This is a genomic window from Pseudomonas sp. 34 E 7, assembly GCF_900005715.1.
GTDB lineage: Bacteria > Pseudomonadota > Gammaproteobacteria > Pseudomonadales > Pseudomonadaceae > Aquipseudomonas > Aquipseudomonas orientalis_A.
In genome coordinates, this window is record NZ_CVTX01000127.1 from 1 (window position 1) to 25,376 (window position 25,376).

20 protein-coding genes and 2 pseudogenes are annotated in these 25,376 nt (G+C 63.1%); 9 read left to right on the forward strand and 13 right to left on the reverse strand.

What is annotated here, in order from left to right:
• The 3 genes and pseudogenes from BFP96_RS10460 to BFP96_RS10470 all read right to left on the reverse strand — a co-directional run.
• Positions 1-990, reverse strand: a pseudogene (locus BFP96_RS10460) (type IV secretion protein Rhs); the annotation flags it as partial.
• Positions 991-1,100: 110 nt separating this feature from the next.
• Positions 1,101-4,175: an efflux RND transporter permease subunit gene (locus tag BFP96_RS10465; RefSeq protein WP_065936166.1), complete on the reverse strand. Its 3,075-nt coding sequence runs from the start codon at positions 4,173-4,175 to the stop codon at positions 1,101-1,103.
• Between the two features lie 2 nt (positions 4,176-4,177).
• Positions 4,178-5,284: an efflux RND transporter periplasmic adaptor subunit gene (locus BFP96_RS10470; protein WP_065936167.1), complete on the reverse strand. Its 1,107-nt coding sequence runs from the start codon at positions 5,282-5,284 to the stop codon at positions 4,178-4,180.
• A 99-nt stretch (positions 5,285-5,383) separates the two neighbouring features.
• On the opposite strand from BFP96_RS10470, the gene BFP96_RS10475 reads away from it, so the two are divergent.
• The 4 genes from BFP96_RS10475 to BFP96_RS10490 all read left to right on the forward strand — a co-directional run bounded on the left by BFP96_RS10475 (position 5,384) and on the right by BFP96_RS10490 (position 10,224).
• Positions 5,384-6,589 carry a multidrug effflux MFS transporter gene (locus BFP96_RS10475; RefSeq protein WP_065936168.1) on the forward strand — a complete coding sequence of 402 codons (1,206 nt, stop codon included), beginning with the start codon at positions 5,384-5,386 and terminating at the stop codon, positions 6,587-6,589.
• Positions 6,590-6,665: 76 nt separating this feature from the next.
• Entirely contained in the window at positions 6,666-7,532 is an 867-nt protein-coding gene (locus BFP96_RS10480) for a pirin family protein (protein ID WP_065936169.1), read from the forward strand.
• Between the two features lie 715 nt (positions 7,533-8,247).
• The gene (locus tag BFP96_RS10485; protein ID WP_065936170.1) at positions 8,248-9,693 is read left to right on the forward strand and encodes a mechanosensitive ion channel family protein; all 1,446 of its coding nucleotides are present in this window, start codon (positions 8,248-8,250) and stop codon (positions 9,691-9,693) included.
• A gap of 93 nt (positions 9,694-9,786) precedes the next feature.
• Positions 9,787-10,224: a carboxymuconolactone decarboxylase family protein gene (locus BFP96_RS10490; RefSeq protein WP_065896242.1), complete on the forward strand. Its 438-nt coding sequence runs from the start codon at positions 9,787-9,789 to the stop codon at positions 10,222-10,224.
• Here BFP96_RS10490 and BFP96_RS10495 read toward each other — a convergent pair whose 3' ends face one another.
• Positions 10,225-12,387 carry a TonB-dependent siderophore receptor gene (locus tag BFP96_RS10495; protein ID WP_065936171.1) on the reverse strand — a complete coding sequence of 721 codons (2,163 nt, stop codon included), beginning with the start codon at positions 12,385-12,387 and terminating at the stop codon, positions 10,225-10,227.
• Between the two features lie 337 nt (positions 12,388-12,724).
• On the opposite strand from BFP96_RS10495, the pseudogene BFP96_RS30270 reads away from it, so the two are divergent.
• Together BFP96_RS30270 and BFP96_RS10500 are read left to right on the forward strand one after the other, a co-directional pair.
• Positions 12,725-12,805 (forward strand): annotated as a pseudogene (locus tag BFP96_RS30270) (short-chain dehydrogenase/reductase SDR); the annotation flags it as partial.
• 28 nt (positions 12,806-12,833) lie between these two features.
• Positions 12,834-13,250 (forward strand): SRPBCC family protein, encoded by a 417-nt coding sequence (locus tag BFP96_RS10500; protein ID WP_065884775.1) that lies wholly within the window; start codon positions 12,834-12,836, stop codon positions 13,248-13,250.
• Positions 13,251-13,274: 24 nt separating this feature from the next.
• Here the strand turns inward: BFP96_RS10500 and BFP96_RS10505 are convergent, their stop codons facing one another.
• Positions 13,275-13,793, reverse strand: coding sequence for an AAA family ATPase (locus BFP96_RS10505; protein ID WP_065936172.1), 519 nt, complete (start codon positions 13,791-13,793; stop codon positions 13,275-13,277).
• A gap of 164 nt (positions 13,794-13,957) precedes the next feature.
• On the opposite strand from BFP96_RS10505, the gene dapF reads away from it, so the two are divergent.
• Positions 13,958-14,773 carry a diaminopimelate epimerase gene (dapF, locus tag BFP96_RS10510; protein ID WP_065936173.1) on the forward strand — a complete coding sequence of 272 codons (816 nt, stop codon included), beginning with the start codon at positions 13,958-13,960 and terminating at the stop codon, positions 14,771-14,773.
• Here dapF and BFP96_RS10515 read toward each other — a convergent pair.
• Entirely contained in the window at positions 14,733-15,893 is a 1,161-nt protein-coding gene (locus tag BFP96_RS10515) for a PAS domain-containing sensor histidine kinase (RefSeq protein ID WP_065892915.1), read from the reverse strand. The genes dapF and BFP96_RS10515 overlap by 41 nt on opposite strands.
• Entirely contained in the window at positions 15,883-16,698 is an 816-nt protein-coding gene (locus tag BFP96_RS10520; protein ID WP_065896246.1) for an alpha/beta fold hydrolase, read from the reverse strand. The genes BFP96_RS10515 and BFP96_RS10520 overlap by 11 nt, the downstream gene beginning before the upstream one ends.
• Positions 16,699-16,829: 131 nt before the next feature.
• On the opposite strand from BFP96_RS10520, the gene BFP96_RS10525 reads away from it, so the two are divergent.
• Positions 16,830-18,029: a TPM domain-containing protein gene (locus tag BFP96_RS10525; protein WP_065892917.1), complete on the forward strand. Its 1,200-nt coding sequence runs from the start codon at positions 16,830-16,832 to the stop codon at positions 18,027-18,029.
• A gap of 191 nt (positions 18,030-18,220) precedes the next feature.
• Here BFP96_RS10525 and BFP96_RS10530 read toward each other — a convergent pair whose 3' ends face one another.
• Positions 18,221-19,636, reverse strand: coding sequence for a purine-cytosine permease family protein (locus BFP96_RS10530; protein ID WP_065892918.1), 1,416 nt, complete (start codon positions 19,634-19,636; stop codon positions 18,221-18,223).
• Between the two features lie 250 nt (positions 19,637-19,886).
• On the opposite strand from BFP96_RS10530, the gene BFP96_RS10535 reads away from it, so the two are divergent.
• Positions 19,887-20,798 carry a LysR substrate-binding domain-containing protein gene (locus tag BFP96_RS10535; protein ID WP_065884768.1) on the forward strand — a complete coding sequence of 304 codons (912 nt, stop codon included), beginning with the start codon at positions 19,887-19,889 and terminating at the stop codon, positions 20,796-20,798.
• 121 nt (positions 20,799-20,919) lie between these two features.
• Here BFP96_RS10535 and argE read toward each other — a convergent pair whose 3' ends face one another.
• The 5 genes from argE to BFP96_RS10560 all read right to left on the reverse strand — a co-directional run bounded on the left by argE (position 20,920) and on the right by BFP96_RS10560 (position 25,264).
• Positions 20,920-22,065: an acetylornithine deacetylase gene (gene argE / locus BFP96_RS10540; protein WP_065936174.1), complete on the reverse strand. Its 1,146-nt coding sequence runs from the start codon at positions 22,063-22,065 to the stop codon at positions 20,920-20,922.
• On the reverse strand, positions 22,062-22,739 hold the full coding sequence (locus tag BFP96_RS10545; protein WP_065892920.1) for a DUF1028 domain-containing protein: 678 nt from the start codon (positions 22,737-22,739) through the stop codon (positions 22,062-22,064). The genes argE and BFP96_RS10545 overlap by 4 nt, the downstream gene beginning before the upstream one ends.
• Positions 22,740-22,749: 10 nt before the next feature.
• Positions 22,750-23,160, reverse strand: coding sequence for a RidA family protein (locus BFP96_RS10550; RefSeq protein WP_065936175.1), 411 nt, complete (start codon positions 23,158-23,160; stop codon positions 22,750-22,752).
• Between the two features lie 22 nt (positions 23,161-23,182).
• Positions 23,183-24,514, reverse strand: coding sequence for a flavin-containing monooxygenase (locus BFP96_RS10555; protein ID WP_371914766.1), 1,332 nt, complete (start codon positions 24,512-24,514; stop codon positions 23,183-23,185).
• A 147-nt stretch (positions 24,515-24,661) separates the two neighbouring features.
• On the reverse strand, positions 24,662-25,264 hold the full coding sequence (locus BFP96_RS10560) for a LuxR C-terminal-related transcriptional regulator (protein WP_065884763.1): 603 nt from the start codon (positions 25,262-25,264) through the stop codon (positions 24,662-24,664).
• Positions 25,265-25,376 lie beyond the last annotated feature (112 nt).

A 25,376-nucleotide genomic window follows, 5' to 3' on the forward strand; every position in this document is an offset into this window, starting at 1 on the left:
CGCCCGCGCCCGCCCGGACTTGATAGAACTCAACACCTGAGCCCCCAGCCGAAGCTGCACCCCCATCCCCCGCGTGGCCCATATCAGCAACAGGTTGATCAGGACTTCGCCGGTGAGCTCACCCAACAGCTCGTACATTTCGGGCGGCGGCTGCAGGCGTATCCAACTGACCATCGCCGACAAATAGATAAACAGCAGCGGCTCATCGCTGAGCACCAGAAAGCCTTGGGCGAGTGTGTCCTTGCCCAGTTTCAGCAGTTCATCGAGTTCGGCTTGGGAAAGGTACTGCAGCAGCTTTTCGCTGTTGGACTTAAGGTTCGCCAGCAGGTCGTACAGCTCGGTGATGTTGTCCCACAGGTTGTAAAAGGCCTGGCCAATCCCGCTTGCAAAGGCCGCACCCTGTTTCACGCTGCGCTTGAAGGACGGGGCTTTGGCAAAATCGGCCCATTGAGGCTCGAAGCGCTCGCGCCACTGCTTGCGCAGATCCGCTTCCAGTCCGGCAATCACCGACTGGTAGGACGCATACAGCGCCTTGACGTGATCTTTGGAAACATTGGGGTAGAAAGTGACTCGGTATCGCTGGTCGCGAGTACATTCGGGCACTTCAAGCATGCCGCTGGGGCCGATGGTGCGGTGCAGCGGCGCGCCAATGGGCGTGCCGTCCGGTGCAATGGCTTGCAGCGTGACCGGCGTGTTGCCGATAGGGACGAAGCGGGTGCTCTCGAACAGATGCACCAGGGTCAGCCCACCCTGGGCCTTGCATTGAGCGACGGTGCGACTGGGCGTGTCGGAAGAGATCGGCGCGACCAGTGCGACGTCGTCACCGACCTTGAACACCTGCTCGACTTCCAGTGCCGAGCCACTGAAAAAGCTGTCGGCCCACGCGTCGAAGGTGTTCAGGCAATTGCGCAAATCCCCAAGCACGTTTTCAACATCCGGCGCTTTGGGGTCCATGGGGGCCAGGACGAAGCTGGCCAGCGCCGGAATCAAAACACAGCCCCAATAACCGGGGCTCTAACGAAAAGAACCATCTGCAATCCCTCGCACTGAATGATCAGGCGAGGGACTTTGCAGCGGTTTGCGGGGCAGGGGAGTAGAGCTTATCCGGCAGTTGCGTGGGAAGTTTCAACAAGCCTGTCGCGCAGCACCAGGCTGCACAGCGCCGGCAGGAACAGCAGTGTCAACACCGTGCCCACCAGCACTCCGCCGATCAGCACATAGGCCAGGGACGACCAGAACACCGACAACGTCAGCGGAATAAAGGCCAGCGCCGCCGCCAGGGCAGTGAGGATCACTGGTCGCGCGCGACGCACGGTGGCTTCGACAATGGCTTCGCGTATGGGCATGCCGTGGTCCTGGTTCTGGCGAATCTGGTCGGTGAAGATCAGTGTGTTGCGCATCAGAATCCCGCCGATGCCGATCAGCCCGAGAATCGCGTTGAACCCGAACGGCTGGTTGAACAGCAGCAAGGTCGGCACCGCGCCAATCAGGCCCAGCGGCGCCGTGGCGAAGACCATGAACATCACGCCGAAGGAGCGCACCTGGAACATGATCACCGTGAGCGTCAGCAGGATCATGATCGGGAACAGCGCCGCCAGGGCGACGTTGGCCTTGGCGCTTTCTTCCACCGGGCCGCCGATATCGATGTGGTAACCGGCAGGCAACTTGGCGATCAGCGGCTGCAGGTCCTTGTACACGGCCATTTCCACATCGGGCGGTTGTACGCCGTCGATGATGTCGGCGCGCACTTCCACCGTGGTCGCGCGGTTGCGGCGCTTGAGGATCGGTTCTTCCATCACCGCCTGGAAATGCCCCACCTGCGCCAGCGGCACCGAGGTGCCGGCGCTGTTGGTCAGGGTCATGTTGTTGAGGTTGCCCAGGTCTTCGCGTTGACTGCCCTGGGCGCGGGCCACCACCGACACCGTGCGGTTGCCTTCACGCACTTCGGTGATCGGGTTGCCGCTGAGCAGGGCATTGAGCTGGGACTTGACCTCATCGGGCGTGAAGCCGAGCAGGCGCAGGCGATCCTGGTCCAGCACCAGGCGATAACCGCTGGCGCGCTCGCCCCACTCGAGAAAGGCGTCGCGGGTCAGCCTGTTGTCGGCCACCACTTGACGCACCTGCTCGGAGAGCCCGCGCAGCACGTCCAGGTCCGGCCCGGACACACGGAACACCACCGGGAACGGCACCGGCGGGCCGAACACCAATTGCGTGACGCGCACCCGCGCCGCCGGAAACTCACCGGCGGCGATGCGCTCGCGCATGCGCACTTTCAACGCATCGCGGGCGTGGGAGTCCGGGGTTTGCACGATCAACTTGGCGAACGCCGGGTCCGGCATCTCAGGGTTCAACGACAGGAAAAAGCGCGGAGCGCCACCGCCCACATAGGTGTCGACCATGCTCGTCTGCGGTTCCTGCAGCAACGCTTTCTCGACCTGCGCCGCCACCGCTTCGGTGCTTTTGAAGGCACTGCCGGGGGGCATGTACACCTCCAGGATCAGCTCCGAGCGATCGGAGTCGGGGAAGAACTGTTTCTTCACCACTGCCATGCCCAGGCCGCACAGCACAAACGCCGCCACCACCATCCCGGTCACCAGCCAGCGCCCGCGCACGCAGATCTCCACCAGGCTGCGCAGTTTCTGGTAATAGCGCCCGGCGTAAATCGCATCGTGCCCGCCGGGCACCGGCTTGATCTGCGGCAACAGCTTCACGCCCAGGTACGGCGTGAACACCACCGCCACCAACCAGGAGGAAATCAGGGCAAAGCCCACGATCCAGAAGATGTTCCCGGCGTATTCGCCGGCCCCGGAGCGCGCGAACCCCACGGGCAGGAACCCGATGATCGTTACCAGCGTGCCGGTCAGCATGGGCGCCGCCGTGGAGCTCCAGGCATAGGTGGCCGCATGGATGCGGTCGAAGCCTTCCTCGAGTTTCACCACCATCATCTCGATGGCGATGATCGCGTCGTCCACCAGCAGGCCCAGGGAAATGATCAGGGCGCCGAGGGTGACGCGGTCGAATTCACGCCCGGTGACCAGCATGATCACGAACACGATCGACAGCGTCAGCGGCACCGCCGCCGCCACCACCAGCCCCACACGAAAGCCCAGGGCCAGCAGGCTGATCAGCATCACCACGGCCAGGGCGACGAAGAACTTGAGCATGAACTCGTTCACCGCCAGGCTGATGTTTTTTGCCTGGTCGGACACCTTGGCGAAATTCACGCCCAGGGGCAGGTCGGCCTGGATCCGGGCTTCCTGGGCTTGCAGGCGCTTGTCCAGCTCCAGGCCGTTCCAGTGCTTCTCCATGATCACCCCGAGCATCAGCGCCGGGTCGCCCTGATGACGGATGCGGTAGCTGGGCGGGTCTTCATAGCCACGCCGCACCGTCGCCACATCAGCGATGCGCAGCACGCGGCCATTGACTTGCAAGGGCACGTTCTCGATCAGCGCCAGGCTGTCGAAGGCGCCATCGATACGGATATAGGCGCGGGCGCCGGCGGTTTCGACGAAGCCCGAAGGCGCCACGGCATTTTGCGCGGCGAGGGCGGCGAAGATCTGTTCGGGCTTGATGCCCAGGGTCGCCAGGCGCTCATAGGAAAATTCGACGAATACACGCTGGGCCTGTTCGCCGAGGATATTGACCTTCTTCACCCCCGGCAGGTTGAGCAGGTCCTGGCGCAGCGCTTCGGCCATTTGCACTTGCTGGCGATGGGGCAGGTGTTCGGCCTCCAGGGCGTACAGCGCAAAGTACACATCCGAATATTCATCGTTGAAAAACGGCCCGATCACGCCTTTGGGCAGGTTCGCGGCTTCGTCGCTGAGCTTTTTACGGGTCTGGTAGAACAGGTCCTGTATTTCGCTCGGCCGCGTGGATTCGAGGAAGGTCATGCGCATCGAGACGAAACCCGGCTGGGCGATGGTCTCGACGCGGTCGTAGTAATCGAGTTCCTGCAGGCGCTTTTCCAGGCGGTCGGCCACCTGCTCCTGCATTTCCTCGGCGGTGGCGCCGGGCCAGGCGGCGGTGATGGTCATGACCTTGACCGTGAACGACGGGTCTTCGGCGCGCCCCAGCTTGCCGAACGCGAAGATCCCCGCAGCGATGATCGCGATGATCAGGAACAGCGTGACGGCGCGGTGCTTGACCGCCAGTTCCGAGAGGTTGATTGCACGCATGCTCATTGGTCCTGTTTGCGATTGAGGGCCAGCGCCTGGGCGGGCAGCAGGCGCACCCGGTCACCGCTGTGCAGCAGGTGCGCGCCGAGGGCGACGATGGTTTGGCCAGGCGTGACGCCGCTGTCGAGCAGGGCTTCTTCCTGGCCGAGACTGGCGACTTTCACCGGGGCGAAGCTGAGCGTGTTGTCGTCAGCGATCAGCCACACGCCGGTGCCTTGCCCCGCATCCTGCAACGCACCGATGGGCACGCGGGTTTGCTGGGCCTGGCCGTCACCTTGCAGGCGCACGGTAATGGTGGAACCGAGGGCGAAACGCTCGACCGGGCCGTGCAGCACGTAGCGCGCGCGGTAGGTGCGGGTGGTGGGGTCGGCGCTGGCGGACAGCTCGCGCAGCGTCGCGGTAACGGCCTGGTCCGGCGCACCGAACGGGGAGGCCAGGGCGTTTTGCGCAGCCCGGGCGCGTTGCTGTTCCGGCAGGTTGACGATGGCTTCGCGGGCACCGTCATGGGCCAGGCGCGCCACGATCTGCCCTTCGGCGACCACCTGGCCGCGATCAGCCAGCACATCGGTGATGATGCCGTCGCCATCGGCCTTGAGTACCGAATAGGTGCGACGGTTCTCGATCTGGCTGGCATCCGATTGCGCCGCCGCCAGTTCCGCTTCGGCAACGCGCAGGTTGGTCGCCGACTGGTCGAAGATCTGCCGCGACACCGCGCCGGTGCTGGCCAGCCGTTGGTAGCGGTTTTCGTCGTCACGGCGCTGGCGCAACTGTGCCTGGGCGGCGTTGACGCGGTTTTTCGCCGAGCGCAACGCCAGTTCGAAGTCGCCGATATCCAGCACCAGCAGCGTGTCGCCACGGGAGACGTGCTGGCCGGGATCGACCTTGCGTTCGATCACTTTGCCGCTGACCCGAAAGCCCAGGTTGCTTTCTGTGCGGGCCGCCACCACCCCGGTATACGCGCTTTGCTGGGTGCCGCCAGCGTCGACCTTGACGGCCAGCACCGGACGCGGCGGCGATGCTTGGGCGGCGTTGTCGGCCTGGCTGTTGCAGCCGCTGAGGATCATCAACAACGCCAGGGGCGTGAAAAGGCGCAGGTGGAGAGGGGGCATGACGGGCTCCTGGGTGATCATGGGGAAAAAATTATGGACATAATTTTTTGCTCATATTATGGTCGAAATATAAATTAATCCAGCCCCCGGATATTCCCCATGGCAAACCCCACGGCACCTTCACGCAGTTTGTTGTTCTTGTTGGTTGCCCTCACCGCATTGGGTGAAGTCTCGACGCAACTGATCATCCCGGGCCTGGGTGCCATCGAGCAGGCGCTGGCGGCGCCGCCAGGCTCGGCGTTGATGGCGCTGTCGGCGTTTGTCGGTGCATTCGGCCTGGGGCAGTTGCTGTTCGGGCCACTGTCGGACCGCATCGGCCGCCGCCCGGTATTGCTCGCCGGCCTGACGCTGTATGTGCTGGCGACGCTTTCGATGCTGCTGGTCACCGACATTCACCAATTTATCGCCGCCCGCGTGCTGCAAGGCCTGGGCGCGTGCGCCGCGCTGGTGCTGGCGCGCACCGTGGTGCGTGATGTGTGGAAAGCCGAGGCAGGCCCGGCCCTGGCGCTGACCATGATCGGCATGCTCTATGCCATCGTGGTGGCGCCGATGGCGGGCGGTTTGCTGATCAAGCTGTTCGGCTGGCATGCGCCAATCATTCTCGCCCTGGTGATCGGCAGCGTCGTGTGGCTGCTGGCGGTGCTGTTCTTTCGCGAGAGCAACCATTACCTCGACCCCAAGGCTGCGCATTGGCGCACCCTCGGCGGGCAGTACCTGGATTTGCTCAAGGGCCGCCCGTACCGCGCTTACGCGGTGGCGCTGGCCTGTACCTACGGCGCCATGTTTGCGGTGATTGCCGGCTCGTCGGCGGTGTTTATCAACCTGCTGGGCCTGAGCAGCCTGGAGTACGGCATCAATTTCGGCCTGATCGTGTCGATGCTGATCGTCGGTTCCACCTATACCCGGCGCAATATCCTGCGCCTCGGGCCGCAGCGGATTGTGACGATGGGCGTGACGCTGGTTGCCGCGGGCGGGGTATTGGCACTGCTGATTTATGCGCTGTTCGGGCTCTCCGTGGCGGGCCTGGATATTCCCATAGCCTTGGCCACGCTTGGCGGCGGGCTGGTATTGCCCGGTGCGGTCACGGGCGGGGTGATGCCCAACGCCCACCGTGCCGGGCTGGCGGCCGGGCTGATGGGCTTCGCGCAGATGTTCGGCGCCACCTGCAGCGGCGTGCTGTTGAGCCAGCTACGCGATGGCAGCGCAACGCCGATGATCGTCATCCAGGCCGCCTTTGCCGTCACGGCCTTCGTCGCCTTTCATCTACTGCGTCAGCGCGCGCCCAAGGCACTGTCCTATACATAGGACGATCAGGGCCGCTTTCGCCGGCTAGTGCTCTGCGGCTTTGGGACTTATGGTGTAGGCACTTTGGAGGTACACCATGAAAAAACTGATCGGTCTCTACACCAGCCCCCGCGCCCATTGGGTCGGCGACGGCTTTCCGGTACGCACGCTGTTTTCCTACGACACCATGGGCAAACACATCAGCCCATTCCTGTTGCTGGACCACGCCGGCCCGGCCGATTTCACCCCCACCGAAACTCGTCGCGGCGTCGGCCAGCACCCGCATCGCGGCTTTGAAACGGTGACCATCGTCTATGACGGCGAAGTCGAGCACCGCGATTCCACCGGCGCCGGCGGCAAAATCGGCCCGGGCGATGTGCAATGGATGACGGCGGCCAAGGGCATTCTCCATGAGGAATTCCACTCTGAAGCCTTTGCCCGCACAGGCGGGGCATTGGAGATGGTGCAACTGTGGGTCAACCTGCCGGCCAAGGACAAAATGGCCGACGCCGGTTACCAGACCATCGTCGATGGCGATATCCCGGTATTGCCGCTGGCGGGCGACGCGGGGCAACTGCGCCTGATCGCCGGTGAATTCGCCGGTACCCAGGGGCCTGCCCGTACCTTCACGCCCATTGACGTGTGGGACCTGCGCCTCAATCCCGGCAAGGCGGTTACGCTGGACCTGCACGCCGGGCGCAACACCGCGCTGGTGATCCTGAGCGGAACCGTGCAAGTCAATGGCGATGAAGTCGCGCGCCAGGGGCAGTTGGCGTTGTTCGAGCGTGACGGTGACCGCATCACCCTGGAGTCCAACGACGACGCCAAGGTGCTGCTGCTCAGCGGCGAGCCGATTGACGAGCCCATCGTCGGCCACGGCCCGTTCGTGATGAACACCGAGCAGGAGATCCACCAAGCGTTTGCCGATTTCCAATCCGGCAAGTTCGGGCGGATGCAGGCCTGAAGGCCAGAAGCCTGGCGCAAGCCCTGCGGGAGGGGGCTTGCCCTGAATGCCAGTCTGTTAAGCGTACACCGCCTTCTGTAGGAGCGAGGGGGGCGCCTAGCTCTTGCTCGCGAAAAACGTCAACGTCAACGATAACGCGTGCTACCTGACTCAACGCGGCGCCTGTGAGTTTTTCGCGAGCAAGCTCGCTCCTACATAAAGCAGCCGCGCCCACCCGTAACCACGATGCGCAGCGAGTCGCTTTTGATCTTGATCTTAGGCGCCCCGTTAAACCACGCTGGCCGAACGCAGGCTTGAATCCGTGGGTAACCCGGCAGGACGCCGGGTTAGCCGCACTGGGCCAGGGATGGCTCATTGCGGCGGCCCACGGATTCAAGCTTGCGTTCGGGCACACCGAGCCTAAGCGAGGTGCCGAGTGGTGGGGCAAGAGCGTTTTGCTTACTTTTGCGCTTTTCAAAAGTGAGCCGCTGTAAAAGCGGAACCCATAGCAGCCGTTACCGCAGAAACGGATATGTACCCGGTCCAACCCAACATCCTGGCCAGCCCAGAGGCCGCCATCGGGGGCAAGTCGAATCGTCGCACCGCCCCTCCCACAGTGGACCGCAGCGTGTCAGTTGAGTAGCTGTCGGCCGGCCGCAACCCCCCTCCCACATTTGCTATACCCGCCAATCCCATTTCATGCGATCTTCTCGGCATTCGCCCTGGAGTCGCCTGGATGCCCTCATTTATCGCTGAAAACCCGATGGTGTGCGCCCTGGCGCTGATTCTCATCGACATCGCCGTATGGCGCCTTATCACCCCCACGCTGGCCAACTGGAAACTCGCCGCGCGGCTGGTGATCTTCGCGGTGTTCAGCGCAGTGTTGTTCAACGACGGCATGAACCCCATGCAGGCGGCGCCCTATGTCGACGACACCGCCCGGCACCTGGCGGCCACGGCCTTGCAGATCGGCTGGTGGCTGTTCGCCGCGCGCACCCTCACGGTCCTGCTCGGCGCGGTGATGATGCAGCGGGTCGGCCACACCGGGCGATTGTTGCAGGACCTGATGGGCGCGGTGATTTTCCTGATCGCGATCATCGCCGCCATGGCCTACGTGCTCGACCTGCCGGTCAAGGGCGTGCTCGCCACCTCCGGCGCCGTGGCGATCATCGTCGGCCTGGCGCTGCAAAGCACCCTGAGCGACGTGTTTTCCGGGATCGTGCTCAACACCACCAAGCCTTACCAGATCGACGACTGGATCTCCATCGACGGCACCGAAGGCCGCGTCACCGATATCGACTGGCGCGCCACACGCCTGCAGACCTCCCAGGGCAGCCTGGCGGTGATCCCCAACTCCCTGGCGGCCAAGGCCAAGATCATCAACTTCTCGCGCCCGGCGGACATGTTCGGCCTGACGGTCAGCCTGCAAGTCAGCCCCCATGCGCGCCCGCAAACCGTGATCGAGTCTCTGGAGCGGGCGATGCAGGGCTGTCGCCCGTTGTTGGCCAAGCCGGCGCCCAGCGTAGCGTTCAAGGCCTCGGCCAGTGGCGGCGTGGAATATGAAATCAGCGGCTTCGTGCCGGCCATGGGCCTCAAGCGCGAAGTGCGCAACCAGCTTTACGACCTGGCCTTCCGGCATTTGCAGGCGGCGGGCGTGGGGCTGTTGTCCGCCACCGAAGGCAGCACGCCCGCCACGGTCTCCGGCGCGCGGGCACTGCTTGAGCGGTCGTCGATCTTCTCCACCCTGCGCCAGGAAGAAAAGGACACCTTCAGCCAGAACATGACCCTGCACACCTACCGCGCCGGCGACATGATCCTGCCGGCGGGGGAGGTCAGCGATCACCTGTTCATCATCGAATCCGGCGTGGTCTCGGTGATGCTGGTCAAGGGCGGCCACACGTTCGAGGCCGGGCGCATGGGGCCGGGTGAGGTGATTGGCGAATCGGGCATCCTCACCGATCAGGCCACCCTGGCGGATTTCACCGCCAAGACCTTCTGCACGCTGTACCGCATCGAAAACGAATACCTCAAGCCTTGCCTGGACGCGCGCCATGACATCGGCGAAGCCATGAAGGCGCTGCTCGACTTCCGTGTGCACGCCGCCCAGGCGCTGACCGAAGACGCGCCGGTGGTGCCGGTGAAGAAAGGTTTCCTGCAGTGGTTGAGGAGCCGCGGCCTGTAGATTGGTCACCTGTTCTTCGCCCGGATTGGCTATTTCTCCAGAACGCCCAGGTGACTAATCTGCGCACCAATCCCACCGTTCTGGAGTTCCACCATGCAAACCCGTACCGATTTCTACACCGCCTCCCCGGACGCGATGAAGGCCATGCTGGCCCTGGAGGCGGCAGTCGGCAAACTGTCCATCGAACTGCCGCTGCTGGAACTGGTGCGCCTGCGCGTCTCGCAAATCAACGGCTGCGCATTCTGCCTGGACATGCACACTGCCGATGCGCGCAAGGGCGGTGAAACCGAGCGCCGCCTGTACACCCTGTCGTCCTGGCGTGAAACGCCGTTCTTCACCCCGCGTGAACGCGCCGCCCTGACCTGGGCCGAAAGCCTGACCCTGCTCAGCCAGACCCACGCCCCCGATGAAGACTTCAACGCCCTGGCGGCCGAGTTCAGCGCGCAGGAACAGGTCGACCTGAGTGTGGCGATTGCCACCATCAACAGCTGGAACCGCCTGGCGGTGGGGTTCCGCAAGATGCCCAAATAATCAGAAATTCACTGATGCACTCAAGCGCGCCGTCAACGGCGCGCCCTGGAACAGGTAGTCATCGCCCATGTACTCGCCGGCGTCGCGCCAGTAGCGCTTGTCGAACAGGTTGTCGACGCTCAGGCGAAACACGGTTTCATAGCCATCGACTTTGGTGGTGTAGCGGCTGCCGATATTGACCACCGCATAATCGCCCACTTCCACATTGCCGGTGCGGTTAGCGTACTTTTTGGCGCTGTATTGCACACCGCCGAGCACCGCCAGGCCATTGACCCACGGCAACGCATAATCGGCGTACAGGCTGGCGCGCAGCGTGGGCACGTTGATCGCCTGGTGGTCTTCATAGTCCGGCGTGCCGCTGCCGCTCACCCGTGCCCGAATCGCGGCCACGCTGGAGGCGATCTGCAGGCGGTCGGTGGCCCAGCCATTGGCGGACAGTTCGATCCCGGTGTTTTTCTGCTGGCCTTGTTGCACGTAGGTGAAGCCGCCACTGTCGGGCTTGGCGTACTGGTAAGCCTGGCGCGTCTGGAACACGGCGGCGGCGAAGCTGATACGGCGCCAGTCGTATTTCACCCCGGCTTCGAGCTGGCGCGAGAGCGTTGGCGCCAGTGTTTCGTCCGCGTTTTTTGCGAACCACGGCGCAGTGCCGCCCAAAGACAGGCCCTTGCTGTAACTGGTGTACAGCGAAACGTTGTCCACCGGTTTGTAGATCAATGAGGCCTGGGGCAGGAACACGTACTGCTGGGTGTGGCGTGTTTGCTTGCCGGTGACGCCGTCGAAGGCTTTTTCATCCAGGCGCACTTCGCGACCACCGAGGAGGGTTTGCCATTGCTCGTTGAAGCGGATGCGGTCGGTGACGAACAGCCCGTACTGGCGGCTGTCGAGGTTGCGGTGGCTGTCGTTCAACGGCTTGTCGGTGGGGGTAAAACTCGGCACCTGTTCGTCGATATTGGCGGTGCCAATCATCTCGTTGACCGACTTGCGCTTGTCGATCACCCGGCGAAAGGCGCTGGTGCCGAAGGTCAGTTCATGGCCGATGCCGGCGGTGTCGAACAGGCCGGTCATGGCCGCCTGGATTTCGTCGTCGCGACGCGTATCGTCGGGGCTGCGGTAGTCGTAGACGTCGTAATTGCCTTCGGGGCTGAAGTAGTTCGGCACGCTTGCCGAGCTGCAGCTGGTCGAACCGTAGCAGCCCCAGGCAAATGAGCTGTAATCGTCAATCACCACCTTGCTGCGCGCCGCGCTGATGTTGCCTTTCCACTGATCGCTGAAACGGTATTCGAATTTGCCGTTGAGGTTCAGTGAATCGATGCCCACCTGCTTGCCCCCGGTCTGATGGCCCAGCAGTTTTTTCGGCGAGGCGTCGTGAGGCACTTCAGTGCCGCCCAGCAGTTGATAACCCGGCACCGAGCGCTGCTGTTTGTTCTGGTACTCGGCATCCAGTTGCAGCACGGCGTCGGGGCTGATGTTCCAGTCAAAGGCCAGGGACACAAAGTCGCGCTGGCCGTTGGCGTGTTCCACGTAGGTATTGAGGTCTTCATGGGCGATATTGGCGCGCAGGCCAAATTGTTGCTCGCTGCCAAACCAGCCGCCGACATCGGTGGCGAGATAACCGCTGCCGCGATCATCGGTGGACACCGTCACTGAGCGCACATCCTCAGGGCGCTTGGTCACGTAGTTGATCACGCCGCCGGGTTCGGAAATGCCGCTCTGCAACCCGGCCAGGCCCTTGAGCACTTCGACCTGTTGCTTGTTTTCCAGGGCGACGTTCTGCTCGCCGGTGATGGTGCGCCCATTGATCTTGTAGCTGCTGGCCGCATTCAGCGAGAAACCACGCACCACGAAGTTTTCGTAGTAGCCGATGGGCGCGTAACTGTCGCCCACCGAGGCGTCGTTGCGCAGCACTTCACTGAGCAGGCGGGCTTGCTGGTCCTTGATCAGTGCGGCGTTGATCACGCTGATGGAGGCCGGGGTATCGAGCAGGGGCGCTTCATCGAAGCCGCCGACCGCGGCGGTATCAGTGCGATAACCGGACTCATCCTGGCCCTGGACCTTCACCGCCGGCAGTTCGATCTGCGCCGCCAGGCTATTACCGATGCCGCCACTGAGGAGCAGGCCGAGGGCGAAATGTGACGTGACGACGGGACGAAAACGCAAAACCATGGGCAAGGCCTTAAAGCGCTGGACGGGGGGCGCATAAGCTAGGGGGAAGTGCTGAGCTTTACAAGTTATCGAATACGGACTCGGTCCAATGTGGGAGGGGGCTTGCCCCCGATAGCGGTGGGTCAGTCAGCTCATCTATGGCTGATATACCGCAATCGGGGGCAAGCCCCCTCCCACATTTGCGCTGTGGAGCATCCGTTAAATAGCCTCGGCCGCAAGTTGATCCGATGCCATGCCGCCCATAGCGGCGCGGTGTAGCTCAGCCACGGCGGTTCGCCCAGCCCGGCATAATAGGCTTTGGCACCGCACCGCTGGCGCAATCCGGCGCCACCGTGGTATTGCTTCACCGCTGTCGTCTGCCACCACCGGTGCCGCGTTGCGGGTCGACGGCGGTGTGGTCGACAGCATGGCGATCTGAATTGTATTAATGTTATGGAGTATTCACCGTGGCAACAGCCTCTTCTGTGATTGAAATCCCTGCGTCGGCGGACCAGGTCTGGAACCTGATCGGCGGCTTCAACAGCCTGCCTGACTGGCTGCCCTTTATCGCCAGGAGCGAGCCGGGCGAAGGCGGCCGCGTGCGCCACCTGCATACCGCTGATGGCGGCGAGATCGTCGAGCGGTTGCAGACCTTCGACAATGTGGCGCGCACCTACAGCTACACCATTGAACAGTCGCCGTTTCCGGTGAGCGCCTACCTTGCGACCTTGCAGGTTGAAGCCTTGACTGACGCGTCGGCGAAAGTGACCTGGTCCGGCGTGTTTACACCGGTTGCGGGCACCACGGATGCGGCGGTGGAGGAGCTCTTTACCGGCGTGTACGGCGATGGCCTGAAGGCCTTGCGCGCCAATTTTCCCGGCTGACGCCTATCAGGGGTGGGAGCTGCGCTAACGCTCAACAGCTCTCACACTCGACAGATAAGCATGGGCTGCGGCGACGGCCTGCGCCGGTGTTAACGCTGCCGTATCGAGCGTGAAGGGCGGGCTGTCCCAGGCTTCATACTCATGCGCCAGCACCGATGGCCAATTCGGCGGCAGCAGTCCTGGAATATCGCCCTCACGGCTTTCCACTCTGCGCCGATGCTCCTGCTGATCAGAACACACCACCAGAATATCGATCAGTTCGACGCCCGCCGCCAGGGCCACGGCCCGCCAAGCCTCACGGCTTTCCCTTACCGGGTTCACACAGTCAGCGATCACTCGCTGGCCCACACGCACATTACTCAATGCCAGCGCATTCGCCACGCCGTAGCCTGCGGCACCCACATCGCCGGCCAGTGCACCAGACTCGCGCAGCGCTTGTTCGATCACATCGATGCGCAGATAAACCGCGCCCATCCGGCGTGCCAACTCCCTGGAAATCGTGGTCTTGCCGGTGCCGGGCAGGCCGCTGAATACGATAAGCATGGTCCACCAATCCTTTTTTTTGTAGGAGCGAGCTTGCTCGCGAAAAACGTCAACGATGACGCGTAGCGCCAGGTAAAAACGTGCGGTCCCTGCGCTTTTCGCGAGTAAGCTCGCTCCTGCAGGGGTGTTAGAGTAGGGCTGCTCAGTTGACCACAGGACTGCCCATGACTTTACCCTTCGTGAAGATGCACGCCCACGGCGACGACTTCATCATCATCGACCGCCGTGGCCAGGATAACCCCATTACCCCGCAAATCGCCCGGCGCCTGGGGGATCGACATACCGGTATCGGTTTCAATCAGCTCGCCGTGATTCTCGACTGCGAAGACGCCGCCGCCCGCGTGCAATTCTGGAACACCGACGGCACGCCCCTGCAAACCTGCGGCAGCGCGACACGCGGCGTTGCTGATCGCCTGATGCATGAAACCGGCACCCACGCCATTGTGCTGCGCACCGACCGAGGTTTGCTGACATGCGTGCGCGTCAGTGGCCAGCGCGTCTCGATAGACATGGGCGCGCCTTCGTTGGAGTGGGCCGGCGTGCCGCTGGCCAGGGCGATGGACACCCGCGTGCTGCCTATCGACGGTGAGCCGTCTGCCTGCGGCATGGGCAACCCGCACTGCACGTTTTTCGTGGACGACATCGCCGTCGTCGATGTCCAGGCCATCGGCCCGGCCCTGGAACGTCACCCGCTGTTCCCGGCCAGGACCAATGTGCATTTTGTCCAGGTGCTTGACCGCAACCGTATCCGCCTGCGTATCTGGGAACGTGGCGGTGGCGTGCCTTTAGGCTCCGGGTCGTGTTGCTGCGCGGCGGTGGTCAACGGTGTGCGGCGCGGGCTGCTCGATGACAAGGTAGAAGTCGAATGCGACGGCGGCACGCTGACGGTGCAGTGGGACGGGCAGGGCGGGGTGGTATTGACGGGCAGCGTCGAGCCGATCATGCAAGGTACGGCGTACCTGCCTGGAACGTCACGCTGAAGGTGGTGCCGCGCGTCGCGCAGGAGCTAACCGCCACATCGCCGCCGTGTACCCTGGCCAGTTCGCGCACGATATACAGGCCCAGGCCTACGCTGCGCACATCGCTGCCCTGGTGAGTGCCGCGGGTCATGGGCTCGAACAGCCCGGCCAGCAACGTCTGCGGAATCGGCGCGCCGTAGTTGTGTACCGACACCTCAGCGCCCCAGGCACCCAGGCGCGAGGTGATGGTGACCGGCTGTTGCAGGTCGCCATAGGCCACGCTATTGGCGACGAGATTGCCGATCACCTGCTGCACACGGTCGGCATCCAGGCACGCATTGCCAAGGCCCTGGGTTTGATGCACCAGCGTGGCTCTGGGGAAGGCCACCCGCAGTTCGTCCACGGCGCGATGAATCACGTCGTGCAGATCCAGCGGTTGGGCCCTGATGGTGATGCCCTGGCCGACCCGGGCCTGGGTGAAGTCCAACAGGTCGGCAATCATGCGCTGGGCGCGTTCGGACGACTGGTCGATATGCCCAAGCAACTGGAGTTCCTTGGGCGTGCGCTCGCCGCGTCGAAGAAAGTCCGACGCCATGCGGATCGCGGTCAGCGGGTTCTTCAAGTCGTGGCTGACAATCGCCACCATCTGTTCGGCGAACAACGCGCGTTGCTGGGCAATGGCATAGGCCTCGCTCAGTTCGGCCTTGGCCTGGTGCAGGGCCCGTTCGGTGGCGGTTTTTTCTTCAAGCAGCGCTTCGGCCAGCTTGCGTGCGTTGAGCAGCTCGCGCTCGTACTTGTCGCGGTCGGTGGTGCCGAACAGCGCCAGATCGTACACCACGCCCTCGGCCTGCTGGCGCTGACTGGCATTGAGCAGCACCGTGACTTTGTGCCCGTCGCGATGGCGAATGTCGAGCTTCACCTCGTTGACGCTGCCATGCATACGCAGCATCGGCGCCAGATGGGTCTGGTAGAAAATCCGTCCGCCCATGGTCAGCAGGTCTTGAAAGCGTTGCCCGATCAGTTGGGCTGCGCTGAGGCCGAGCCAGTCGCTCAAGCGCTGGTTGGCGTGCACAATCGTACCGTCTTGCCGGGTCACCGCCAGGGCACAGGCGGCGTTGTCGAACAGCGACTCAGCCGGCATTGGCGATTGCCCACGGCGCCAGGAACGTGTCCATCGCCGCCGCGCACGCCTGGGGCGCGCTCATGTGCGGGCAGTGGCCGATGTTGTCCACCAGGTGATAGGTGCTGTTGGGCAGCACGGCATGCAGGTATTCGCCAACGGCCACGGGCGCGATCAAGTCGTCGCTCGACTGCAGGATCAATACGGGCGTGGTCAGGCCGATCACATCCTGGCGGTTGTCCGAAAGAAACGTCACCCGCGCAAATTGCCTGGCGATGTCGGGTTCGGTGCGGCAGAAACTCGCGGTCAGTTCGGCGCTCAGTTCAGGTTGGTCCGGGGCGCCCATGATCACCGGCGCCATGCTGCTGGACCAGCCCAGGTAGTTGCTGTCGAGGGTGTCGAGCAGGTCGTCGATATCGCCGCGCTTGAAACCGCCGACATAGCCGTAGGTGTCGATATAGCACGGCGATGGGCCAATCATCACATGCGCCGCCACGCGCCCCGGGGCGAGACGGTCGGCAAGGGTGCCGATCATTGCGCTGACCGAGTGCCCCACCAGAATCACCGGGCCTTGGGCGTAGGCGTCGATAATTTCGTTGAGATCGCGGGCATAGCCGCCCAACGTCGCGTATTTGTCTTTATCGAACGCGCTGAGGTCCGACAGCCCGGCACCGACCAGGTCATACAGGACCACGCGAAAGCGTTCGAGAAAATGCGGCGCCAGGGCATTCCACATCGCCTGGTTGCAGCCAAAGCCATGGGAAAACACCAAGGTCGAAGACCCTTGGCCCATCACACTGACGTTGTTGCGGTGACGTAGGTCCATGGCGTTCTCGTAGATGGCTTAGTGCTATGCGGCGTAGCGGCAGTTTAGAGAGTCGCGGGCCCTGGGTCACGCGCTTGCACGCAGATAGGGTAAAGTCGGCGCCTTCAGGAAGAAACTTCAGGTAACAATACATGATGGTGATGCTACGGCAATCAGTCTTGAGCGTGCTGGTTCTGGTACTGGCCAGTCTGTTGATCACCGCCAGGGCCGACACTTCGCCTATCGGCGTTGCGCTTGACCAGCGCGTCATTGACCTGACCAACACCCTCGACGCGGACAGCGTCCAGCGCCTCAAGCAGCAACTGGCCGACCTGGAGCAGCGCAAAGGCGCGCAGGTCGCCGTATTGCTGGTGCCCAGCACTGGTGATACCGCCATCGAAGACTATGCCAACCAACTGTTCCGCGCCTGGAAACTGGGGCGCAAGGACGTCGACGACGGCATCCTGCTGGTGGTGGCCAAGAACGATCACACCTTGCGCATCGAGGTGGGGTACGGGTTGGAAGGCACGGTCACCGACCTGCTGGCCCATCGCATCATCGAAGAGCGCATCACCCCCGCGTTTCGTCAGGGCGACTTTGCCGGCGGTGTTCAACAGGGCGTGGACGCGCTGACGGTGCTGGTGGACGGCGGCGACCTGCCCGAGGTGGCCGCGCCCCGGATCAATCCGCAGTTCATCGCGCTACTGGTGGCATTTGTGCTGGGCGGCCTGCTGGGTGTGCTGCTGGCTTCCCGCAAACTGCACTGGCACAAGGCGTTGATCGTTGCGGCGGCGGCCACGCTGTTACTGACGCTGCTGGGCGGCGGGCGGGAATGGCCGATGTTTCTGTTTGTCATGCCGCTGACCATAGTGATCGGCGGTGCCCTGTTTGGCGCATTGTGGCAGGTGCGGGCGCTGTTCTACGGCGTGATCGGGTTGTTGATCTATATCGCCGCTCTGGTGGTGGCGGACCGCTACGTGGACATCAGTTTCATCCATTGGCTGCTGTGGCCGGTGTGCGTGTTGGTGGTGCTGGGGTTATACCTGGTGCTGCTGCTGATCATGCGGCACACCTGGCGAACCAGCCGCACCGGTTTTATCGTGCGACTGGTGGCGGCGGGCGTGGTGTATGGGGTGGCCGGGCTGGTGATCGATCACGGCCGCGACGGCTGGCTGTTGGCGTTCCCTATCGCGTCGTTCGTGGCGTTGATTCTTTTCGGCAAGGTCGGCGAGGGCTCGGGGTCTGGATCGGGCGGTGGCTCCGGTTCGAGTTCCAGCGGCTCCAGTTCCGGCAGCAGCTCGTCCGGTGGCGGTGGTTCCAGCGGTGGCGGCGGGGCGTCGGGGAGTTGGTAACGGGGTAGAAGACGCCACTGAGATCCAAATGTGGGAGGGGGCTTGCCCCCGATAGCGGTGGTTCAGTCAATACCTACAGTGACTGACACACCGCCATCGGGGGCAAGCCCCCTCCCACAGTTTTGACCGAGTTGGGCATGCCAGGTTGGTCGGATGCAGTTCTTTCAAAAACAGAAAACCGAGACTCTGTATCAAACCCCACTCACCAACTTCCCGCCATCCATCCGGCGCTTATACGCACTGTCCCGACTGGCCAACCAGAAGTACAACGGCGACGTCACCACCAACCCCACCACCCACGACAAGTCCGCGCCATTGATGTGTTCGGAGATCGGCCCCACGTACAGCGGCGTGTTCATGAACGGAATCTGCACCGCGATTCCCACCGCATACGCCAGCAGCGCCTGGGGGTTGTACTTGCCGTAGATGCCGCCATCCACGCGGAAGATCGAGGCGATGTCGTATTGGCCTTTGTGGATCGCGTAGAAGTCGATCAGGTTGATCGCGGTCCACGGCACCAGCACTACGAGCAGCACCAGCACCATGTCGACGAAGTGGCCGATGAAGTCCTTGGAGGCGAACACCGCCGCAATCGCACAGGCCACCAGCACCACAATCGAGATCACCGCGCGGCTTTTCGCCGTGGGGATCCAGCGGTAGGCGAAGGTCTGCACCAGGGTGATGATCGACAGCACCGCGCCGTACAGATTGAGGGCGTTGTGGCTGATCACGCTGAGCAAAAACAGCACCAGCATCAAGGGGCCGATGGAACCGGTGGCGAGTTTGACCGCCTCCATGGTGTCCATGCCGACGGGCGTGGCGAGCACGGCGACGGCGCCGAAGATGAAGGCCAGGCTCGAACCCAGCGCCGAACCCAGGTAGGTGGTCCAGAAGGTGGCGGCGACGGGCACATCGGCCGGCAGATAGCGCGAGTAATCCGAGACGTACGGCGCAAAGGCGATCTGCCACAGCGCGGCCAGGGACACGGTGGCCAGCCAACCGGAAATGTTGAAGCTGCCACGGGTCAAAAAGTCGCTGGTCTGCACATGGGTAAAGATGTAGCCGAAGCCCAGCACGATGCCGGCACCGAGTACCCAGGTGCCGATACGGTTGAGCACATGAATGAAGCGATAGCCGATGATGCCGATGATCCCGGAACCGATGGCGCCGATCACGATCCCAACCGGCACCGGTACCGCATCGACCACGCCGTGCAGGGACTTACCGGCCAGCACAATGTTGGAGGCGAAGAAGCCGATGTACATCACGCCGGCAATCACCACCACCAACAACGCGCCAAGGGAGCCGAACTGGGCACGGCTCTGGATCATCTGCGGAATGCCCATCTGCGGGCCCTGGGCCGAGTGCAACGCCATCAACACACCGCCGACCAAGTGGCCGACCAGGATGGCGACGATGCCCCACACCAGATTGAGGTGGAACAACTGCACCCCCAGGGCGCCGGTCACGATCGGCAGCGGTGCGATGTTGCCGCCGAACCACAGGGTGAACAGGTCTCTTACCTTTCCATGGCGATCTTCCGGGGGCACGTATCCAATCGTGTGTTTTTCGATAAGCGGGGCGGAGGATGTTGCAGTGGTAACCATGACGAGCTCCAAGGCAAGGTGAGTACGTGGACGTACTTCGCTGTGCGCAGCAACGGCGGCGCTTTGTTGTTGCAGCGATCATCTGCAATGGACACGGGGAGGTAAATTAGTAAGTTTGTTGCTACAGACCTTAAAAAAAGTATCTCGCGGTGATTTTTGCTCCGGTATGTTGCATGGGCTCGGATCGATTAAAAAAGCCGGTTTTTCCTGCACTGGTCTGGGGCAAAACACCCTGTTTTTCGGAGGCCCGATGGCTGCCTACAACCTGCGCCAACTCAGATATTTCGTCACCACGGCCGAATGCGGCAGCGTCGCCGAGGCGTCGCGCAAGCTGTATATCGCGCAGCCGTCGGTTTCCACGGCGATCAAGCAGTTGGAAGACAGTTTCGGCGTGCAGTTGTTTATCCGGCATCACGCTCAGGGCGTGTCCCTGACCCCCAGCGGCGCGCGGTTCTATCGCAAGGCGCTGGAGCTGTTGCGCGTGGCCCATGAGTTCGAACAGAACGCCTTGGCCGACAATGATGTGGTGGCCGGACAGATCGATATCGGCTGCTTTGAAACCGTGGCGCCGCTGTACCTGCCGCGCCTGATCGCCGGCTTCAAGGCGCGCTGGCCAGGGGTGGAGATCCGTATTCGCGATGGTGAGCAACAGGAGCTGGTACAGGCGCTGACGGCGGGTACCATCGATGTGGCGATGCTGTTCGAGCACGACCTGGGCGGCTCCATCGAAACCACGCCGCTGATGCCGCCGCAGCAGCCGTACGCGTTGTTGCCGGCCGATCATCGCTTTGCCCGGCAGGCCAAAGTGTCGTTGGCGGACCTGGTACTGGAACCGATGATCCTGCTGGACGTGCTGCCCAGTCGGACCTACTTCGTGAGCATCTTTGAAGAGCGCGGGTTGACGCCGAATATTGTATTCAGCTCGCCGTCCATCGAGATGGTGCGCGGGATGGTGGGGCGTGGGTTCGGGTTCTCGATATTAGTGACCAAGCCGTTCAGCGAGTACACCTATGATGGGCAGCAGGTGGTGTGTATTCCGTTGGTGGAAACCGTCACCGGCTCCGGGTTGTCGGCCGTGTGGCTCAAGCGCGCACCGCTGACCAAACCGGTGCAGTTGTTCGTCGATTACTGCCGCGAAGAACTGGCACGATTACTCGGGTAAAAACACAAGGTCCAATGTGGGAGGGGGCTTGCCCCCGATTACGGTGGATCAGCTACAGATAAGTTGACTGATACACCGCTATCGGGGGCAAGCCCCCTCCCACATTTGATTTGTAGTGCATTCAGAGGCGGATGGCGTCGAGCATCCGCTGCAACATCGCATCGCAACCCTTGAGCTGTTCCAGGCTGACAAATTCATCCGGCTTGTGCCCCTGGTCCATGCTCCCCGGCCCGCACACCACGGTGGGGATACCGACTGCATCAAACAGCCCGCCCTCGGTGCCAAACGCCACGGTGCCGAACGCCCTGGAACCGGAAAACGCCGCAATCAGCTCGGCGGCCTGGCTGCGCTCATCGGTGACCAAGCCCGGGTAGGCCGACAACTCGGTGAACCGGATCGAGCTCTGCCGGCTCACGGCCTGCATGCGCGGCAGTACTTCTTGCATGGCGTAGGCTTGCAACGCCTCGGCCACTTCACCTGGGTCCGTCGAGGGCAGGGCACGTATTTCAAAATCAAACCGGCAATCGGCCGGCACGATATTCAGGGCCTTGCCGCCGCTGATCACTCCGGTCTGCACGGTGCTGAACGGCGGATCGAAGCGCGGGTCCTGGCGTGCGCGCAAGCGTTGGCCGATGCGCCCCAGTTCGCCGATCAACTCGGCGGCATGCTCGATCGCATTCACACCGGACGGTGCATACGCTGAGTGACACGCCTCGCCATGCACCTCGCAGCGCATCGCCAGCTTGCCCTTGTGGCCGAGCACGGGTTTGAGCTCGGTCGGCTCGCCGATAATGCACAGCAGCGGTTTTACCGGCCGTTGTTCCAGCACGCCAAGCAGCGAACGCACGCCGAGGCAGCCGACTTCTTCGTCGTAGGACAGGGCGATGTGCACCGGCAGGCGCAACGGCGCCTCGATCAGTTCCGGCACCAGCGCCAGCACGCAGGCGATATAGCCCTTCATGTCGGCGGTGCCACGGCCATACAGCTTGCCGTCACGCTCGGTCAGTTGAAACGCTGGCAGGGTCCAGGGTTGCCCATCCACCGGCACCACGTCGGTGTGCCCCGACAGCACAATGCCGGGCAGTTCCACCGGGCCGATGCTGGCGAACAGGTTGGCCTTGCTGCGCGATTCGTTGTAGATCAACTCACTGGCCACGCCGAAGCCCGCCAGGTAATCGCGCACGAATTCGATCAACTGCAGGTTGGATTCACGGCTGGTGGTGTCGAACCCCACCAGGGTCTGCAGCAGTTCGCTGCTGCGGCTCATCGCTCGTCCCCGGCCACGCCGTAGCCCGGCGAGCGGTCGGGGGCGAGGGCGCGGTCGATGTAGTCCTGCACTTGCGGGCGGTAGGCGTCCCAGAGTGTTTGCAGTTCGTCGATGGGCGCTTCATCGGCCCAATCCACGCGCAAGTTGATGATCGGCCAGGTCAGCTCGCCCACCACCACCAGCGCGGCCGAATGCACTGGACCTGCTTCGCCGCCGGCGGCGATGGCGGCATGCATGGCCGCGAGCAAGCGGTCGGCCAACTGGCCTTCGCCGTGCTCGAAAGCCTGGACCATTGCTTCGATCACCCCCCGGTCAGCGAGCATATTGCCCGCCGCTACGCACTGTTCGCCCGACACGGCGTTGTGGGTGCCCAGGGTTTCGCTGCCGCTGAAATGCACGCTGCGGCCAAGGTGATCAATCGCGGTCAATTGCCGGTATTGGCTGTAGCCGTTGCGCGTCAAGGCGGTGTCGATGGCATCGGCAGGCGTGAGGCCTTGTTCGAGCAAATCGAGCACGTCGGGTCCGAGGGCCGGCAATGTGATGTTTTGCGTAGCGACCGCGCCCACACCGGGGCGCAGCCATGGGCAGCGGGCGCCCACGGCGATGCTCGATGAGCTGATAGCGATGCCCAACTGGCCGGTGTCCGCGCAGCGGCCGACGATTGAAAAGGTCATGGGTGGCTCCTTATTCGGGAATAACCGCGATCACATCGATTTCCATCAGCCACTGCGGCTGGCCAAGGGCCGAGACCACCAGCCCGGTGGAGATCGGGAACACGCCCTTGAGCCACTTGCCGACTTCCTGGTACACCGGTTCGCGGTAGCGCGGGTCGATCAGGTAGGTGGTGGTCTTGACGATATGCGACAGATCCGAGCCCGCCTCCTCAAGCAGCTGCTTGACGTTTTTCATCGCCTGTTCGGCCTGGGCCCGCGGGTCACCAAGGCCCACCAGTTGGCCTTCGAAATCCGTGCCCACCTGGCCACGCACATACACGATATTACCGGCGCGCACGGCCTGGCACAGATCGTTGTCCAGGCTCTGATTGGGGTAGGTTTGCTTGGTGTTGAACATGCGAATACGGGTGTGAGTAGGCATTGTAAAAACTCCGGCAAAGGGATCAGGCGCTGACAGGGGACGAGCGAACCAGCGAGGCGGGCGCGCGGTACTCAAGGTATTGACGCTGGATGGCGATGTGGTCCGCCACGTACTTGGCGTCGTGCCACACTCCCCAGATAAACGACGAGCCACGCCGTGACTGCCAGGGCAGCCCGAGGAAATAAATCCCGGCCTCGCTGGAGACGCCGCGCTGGTGCCGGGGCTTGCCGGCCGCATCGAACGCATCCACCTGGAGCCAGCTGTAGTCCACGGCAAACCCGGTGGCCCAGATGATCGAGGTGATGCCGGCCTGGGCCAGGTCCAGTTCCAGGATCGGCTGCTGGATGCAGTCGGCATCCGGGAACACGCGGCGGGCTTCGGGCTCCAGGGGCAGGTCGAGACCGTTGCGCTCGATGTAGGCGTCGGCCGCATCCAGCAGGGCCAGGTAGTTCTCATCGCCACGGGCTAGGTTGTCCACCAGGTTGGCTTGGAACGTTGCCACGTTGCCATTGAAGGAGTGGGTGAGGCCGACCAGGGTCATGCCTTGCTGGGCCAGCTCACGAAAGTCGATGGTCTTGCCGCCGTGGGCGCCGCTCACCGCGATGGTCACGTGCTCACGGCCAGGTTTCATCGCCGCCTGGTCCCACTCGCCCAACACCCCCAGCCACCAGCAGAAATCGCGGTTGCGATAAGCGCGCGGCGGGCGGTCATGGGCGCCGACTGACAGGTACACCTGGCGACCGGCGCGCTGCAATTCATCGGCGATCTGCACCCCGGAAGAACCGGCACCCACCACCAGCACAGCACCTGCCGGCAATTGCGCGGGGTTGCGATAGTCGGCGGAATGGATCTGGTGCAGCGCAGTGTCTTTTGGCGCGATGGCCGGGATCACCGGCTTCTGGAACGGTCCGGTGGCGGCCACCACGCGGTTGGCTTCGATCACGCCTGCGCTGGTGTGCACGGTAAAGCCCGGGCAACCTTCGTTGCGCACCACCGACGTGACGTCCACGCCCGTGCGAATCGGCGCATTGAACTTGCGTGCATACGCTTCGAAGTAATCCGCTACGCGCTCCTTCGGCGCGAAGCCATCGGGCGCGACGTCATCGAATTCCAGACCCGGGAAACGGTCATGCCAGGCCGGCCCGTTGGCGACCAGCGAGTCCCAGCGCCCGGTACGCCAGCGCTCGGCGATGCGGCTGCGCTCGAGCACCAGGTGCGGCACGCCATGCTTGCTCAAGTGCTCGCTCATGGCCACGCCGGCCTGGCCGGCGCCCACCACCAGGGTGTCTGTTTTTGTTATTGCTTGGGTCATGTGTCTGTCCTTGCGTAATGCAGTTGGATTCAGCTTGGGCATGACTTCAAGGCTAGGGGGAGGGTGGTTTTTAATAAAATATTATTAAGCTGGGAAGTGAGCATAAATATCGGATGCAGAGCGGGGGAGGTTAACGGGTGCGCCATAGTCCAATGTGGGAGGGGCAAGCCCCCTCCCACAGTTTTGGATCTAGAACTCCCCGGAGTATTTCACCGCCGCCGCCGCCCGCGTCGTCACCTTCAAGCTGCGCAGCAACGACGACACATGAATGCGCACGGTAAACGGTGAAATATCCAGGGCCTTGGCGATTTCCTTGTTGGTCTTGCCTTGGGCAATCAGGCGCAGCACGTCCTGCTGGCGCGGGGTGAGCGTATGGGTGTCCAGCGGCAGCAGGCCGGAGGGGGCGAACCTGACCAGCACCTCACCGTCGCGGATCGCCAGCAGCGCGTGGCCGATTTCGTCGGGGGCGATGTTCTTGCCGATAAAACCGTCGACGCCCAGGGCCATGACCTGTTCGATCAGCGCCGGATCATCCACCATCGAGACCACGATCAACGTGGTACGCCGCAGTTGCCGGCGCAGGTCGGCGAGCTGGCTGATGCAGGTCAGGCCGGGAAAGCGCAGGTCGAGGATCAGGGTATCGATGTCGCCTGGGTCGAGCAGCAACCCATGCACCGCGTCCAGGTCGCCGGCTTCCTGTACCCGGGCCTCGGGCAGCAGGCGTTGCACGGTGCGCGCCATGGCTTCGCGAAACATCGGATGGTCGTCGGCGATAATAATCCGGCCGGTCATGGTGAGCTCCTTGCTGGGCATGGCTGTGTGCAGGCATGCTGTTTTATTATCGGGCCCAATGCCCGCCTCGCTCGTACAAAGGGCCAGGGCTATGACAACAAGGACGTAACCC

Coding starts and splice junctions, on each gene's coding strand:
- argE (WP_065936174.1), bottom strand. CDS start 22,065: ATGAGCCGCAGCAGCGAACTGCTGCAGACCCTGGTGGGGTTCGACACC.
- BFP96_RS10470 (WP_065936167.1), bottom strand. CDS start 5,284: ATGCCCCCTCTCCACCTGCGCCTTTTCACGCCCCTGGCGTTGTTGATG.
- BFP96_RS10480 (WP_065936169.1), top strand. CDS start 6,666: ATGAAAAAACTGATCGGTCTCTACACCAGCCCCCGCGCCCATTGGGTC.
- BFP96_RS10505 (WP_065936172.1), bottom strand. CDS start 13,793: ATGCTTATCGTATTCAGCGGCCTGCCCGGCACCGGCAAGACCACGATT.
- BFP96_RS10475 (WP_065936168.1), top strand. CDS start 5,384: ATGGCAAACCCCACGGCACCTTCACGCAGTTTGTTGTTCTTGTTGGTT.
- BFP96_RS10535 (WP_065884768.1), top strand. CDS start 19,887: ATGGCTGCCTACAACCTGCGCCAACTCAGATATTTCGTCACCACGGCC.
- BFP96_RS10515 (WP_065892915.1), bottom strand. CDS start 15,893: ATGCCGGCTGAGTCGCTGTTCGACAACGCCGCCTGTGCCCTGGCGGTG.
- BFP96_RS10490 (WP_065896242.1), top strand. CDS start 9,787: ATGCAAACCCGTACCGATTTCTACACCGCCTCCCCGGACGCGATGAAG.
- BFP96_RS10545 (WP_065892920.1), bottom strand. CDS start 22,739: ATGACCTTTTCAATCGTCGGCCGCTGCGCGGACACCGGCCAGTTGGGC.
- BFP96_RS10485 (WP_065936170.1), top strand. CDS start 8,248: ATGCCCTCATTTATCGCTGAAAACCCGATGGTGTGCGCCCTGGCGCTG.
- BFP96_RS10550 (WP_065936175.1), bottom strand. CDS start 23,160: ATGCCTACTCACACCCGTATTCGCATGTTCAACACCAAGCAAACCTAC.
- BFP96_RS10525 (WP_065892917.1), top strand. CDS start 16,830: ATGATGGTGATGCTACGGCAATCAGTCTTGAGCGTGCTGGTTCTGGTA.
- BFP96_RS10495 (WP_065936171.1), bottom strand. CDS start 12,387: ATGGTTTTGCGTTTTCGTCCCGTCGTCACGTCACATTTCGCCCTCGGC.
- BFP96_RS10465 (WP_065936166.1), bottom strand. CDS start 4,175: ATGCGTGCAATCAACCTCTCGGAACTGGCGGTCAAGCACCGCGCCGTC.
- BFP96_RS10555 (WP_371914766.1), bottom strand. CDS start 24,514: ATGCCCAAGCTGAATCCAACTGCATTACGCAAGGACAGACACATGACC.
- BFP96_RS10530 (WP_065892918.1), bottom strand. CDS start 19,636: ATGGTTACCACTGCAACATCCTCCGCCCCGCTTATCGAAAAACACACG.
- BFP96_RS10520 (WP_065896246.1), bottom strand. CDS start 16,698: ATGGACCTACGTCACCGCAACAACGTCAGTGTGATGGGCCAAGGGTCT.
- BFP96_RS10560 (WP_065884763.1), bottom strand. CDS start 25,264: ATGACCGGCCGGATTATTATCGCCGACGACCATCCGATGTTTCGCGAA.
- dapF (WP_065936173.1), top strand. CDS start 13,958: ATGACTTTACCCTTCGTGAAGATGCACGCCCACGGCGACGACTTCATC.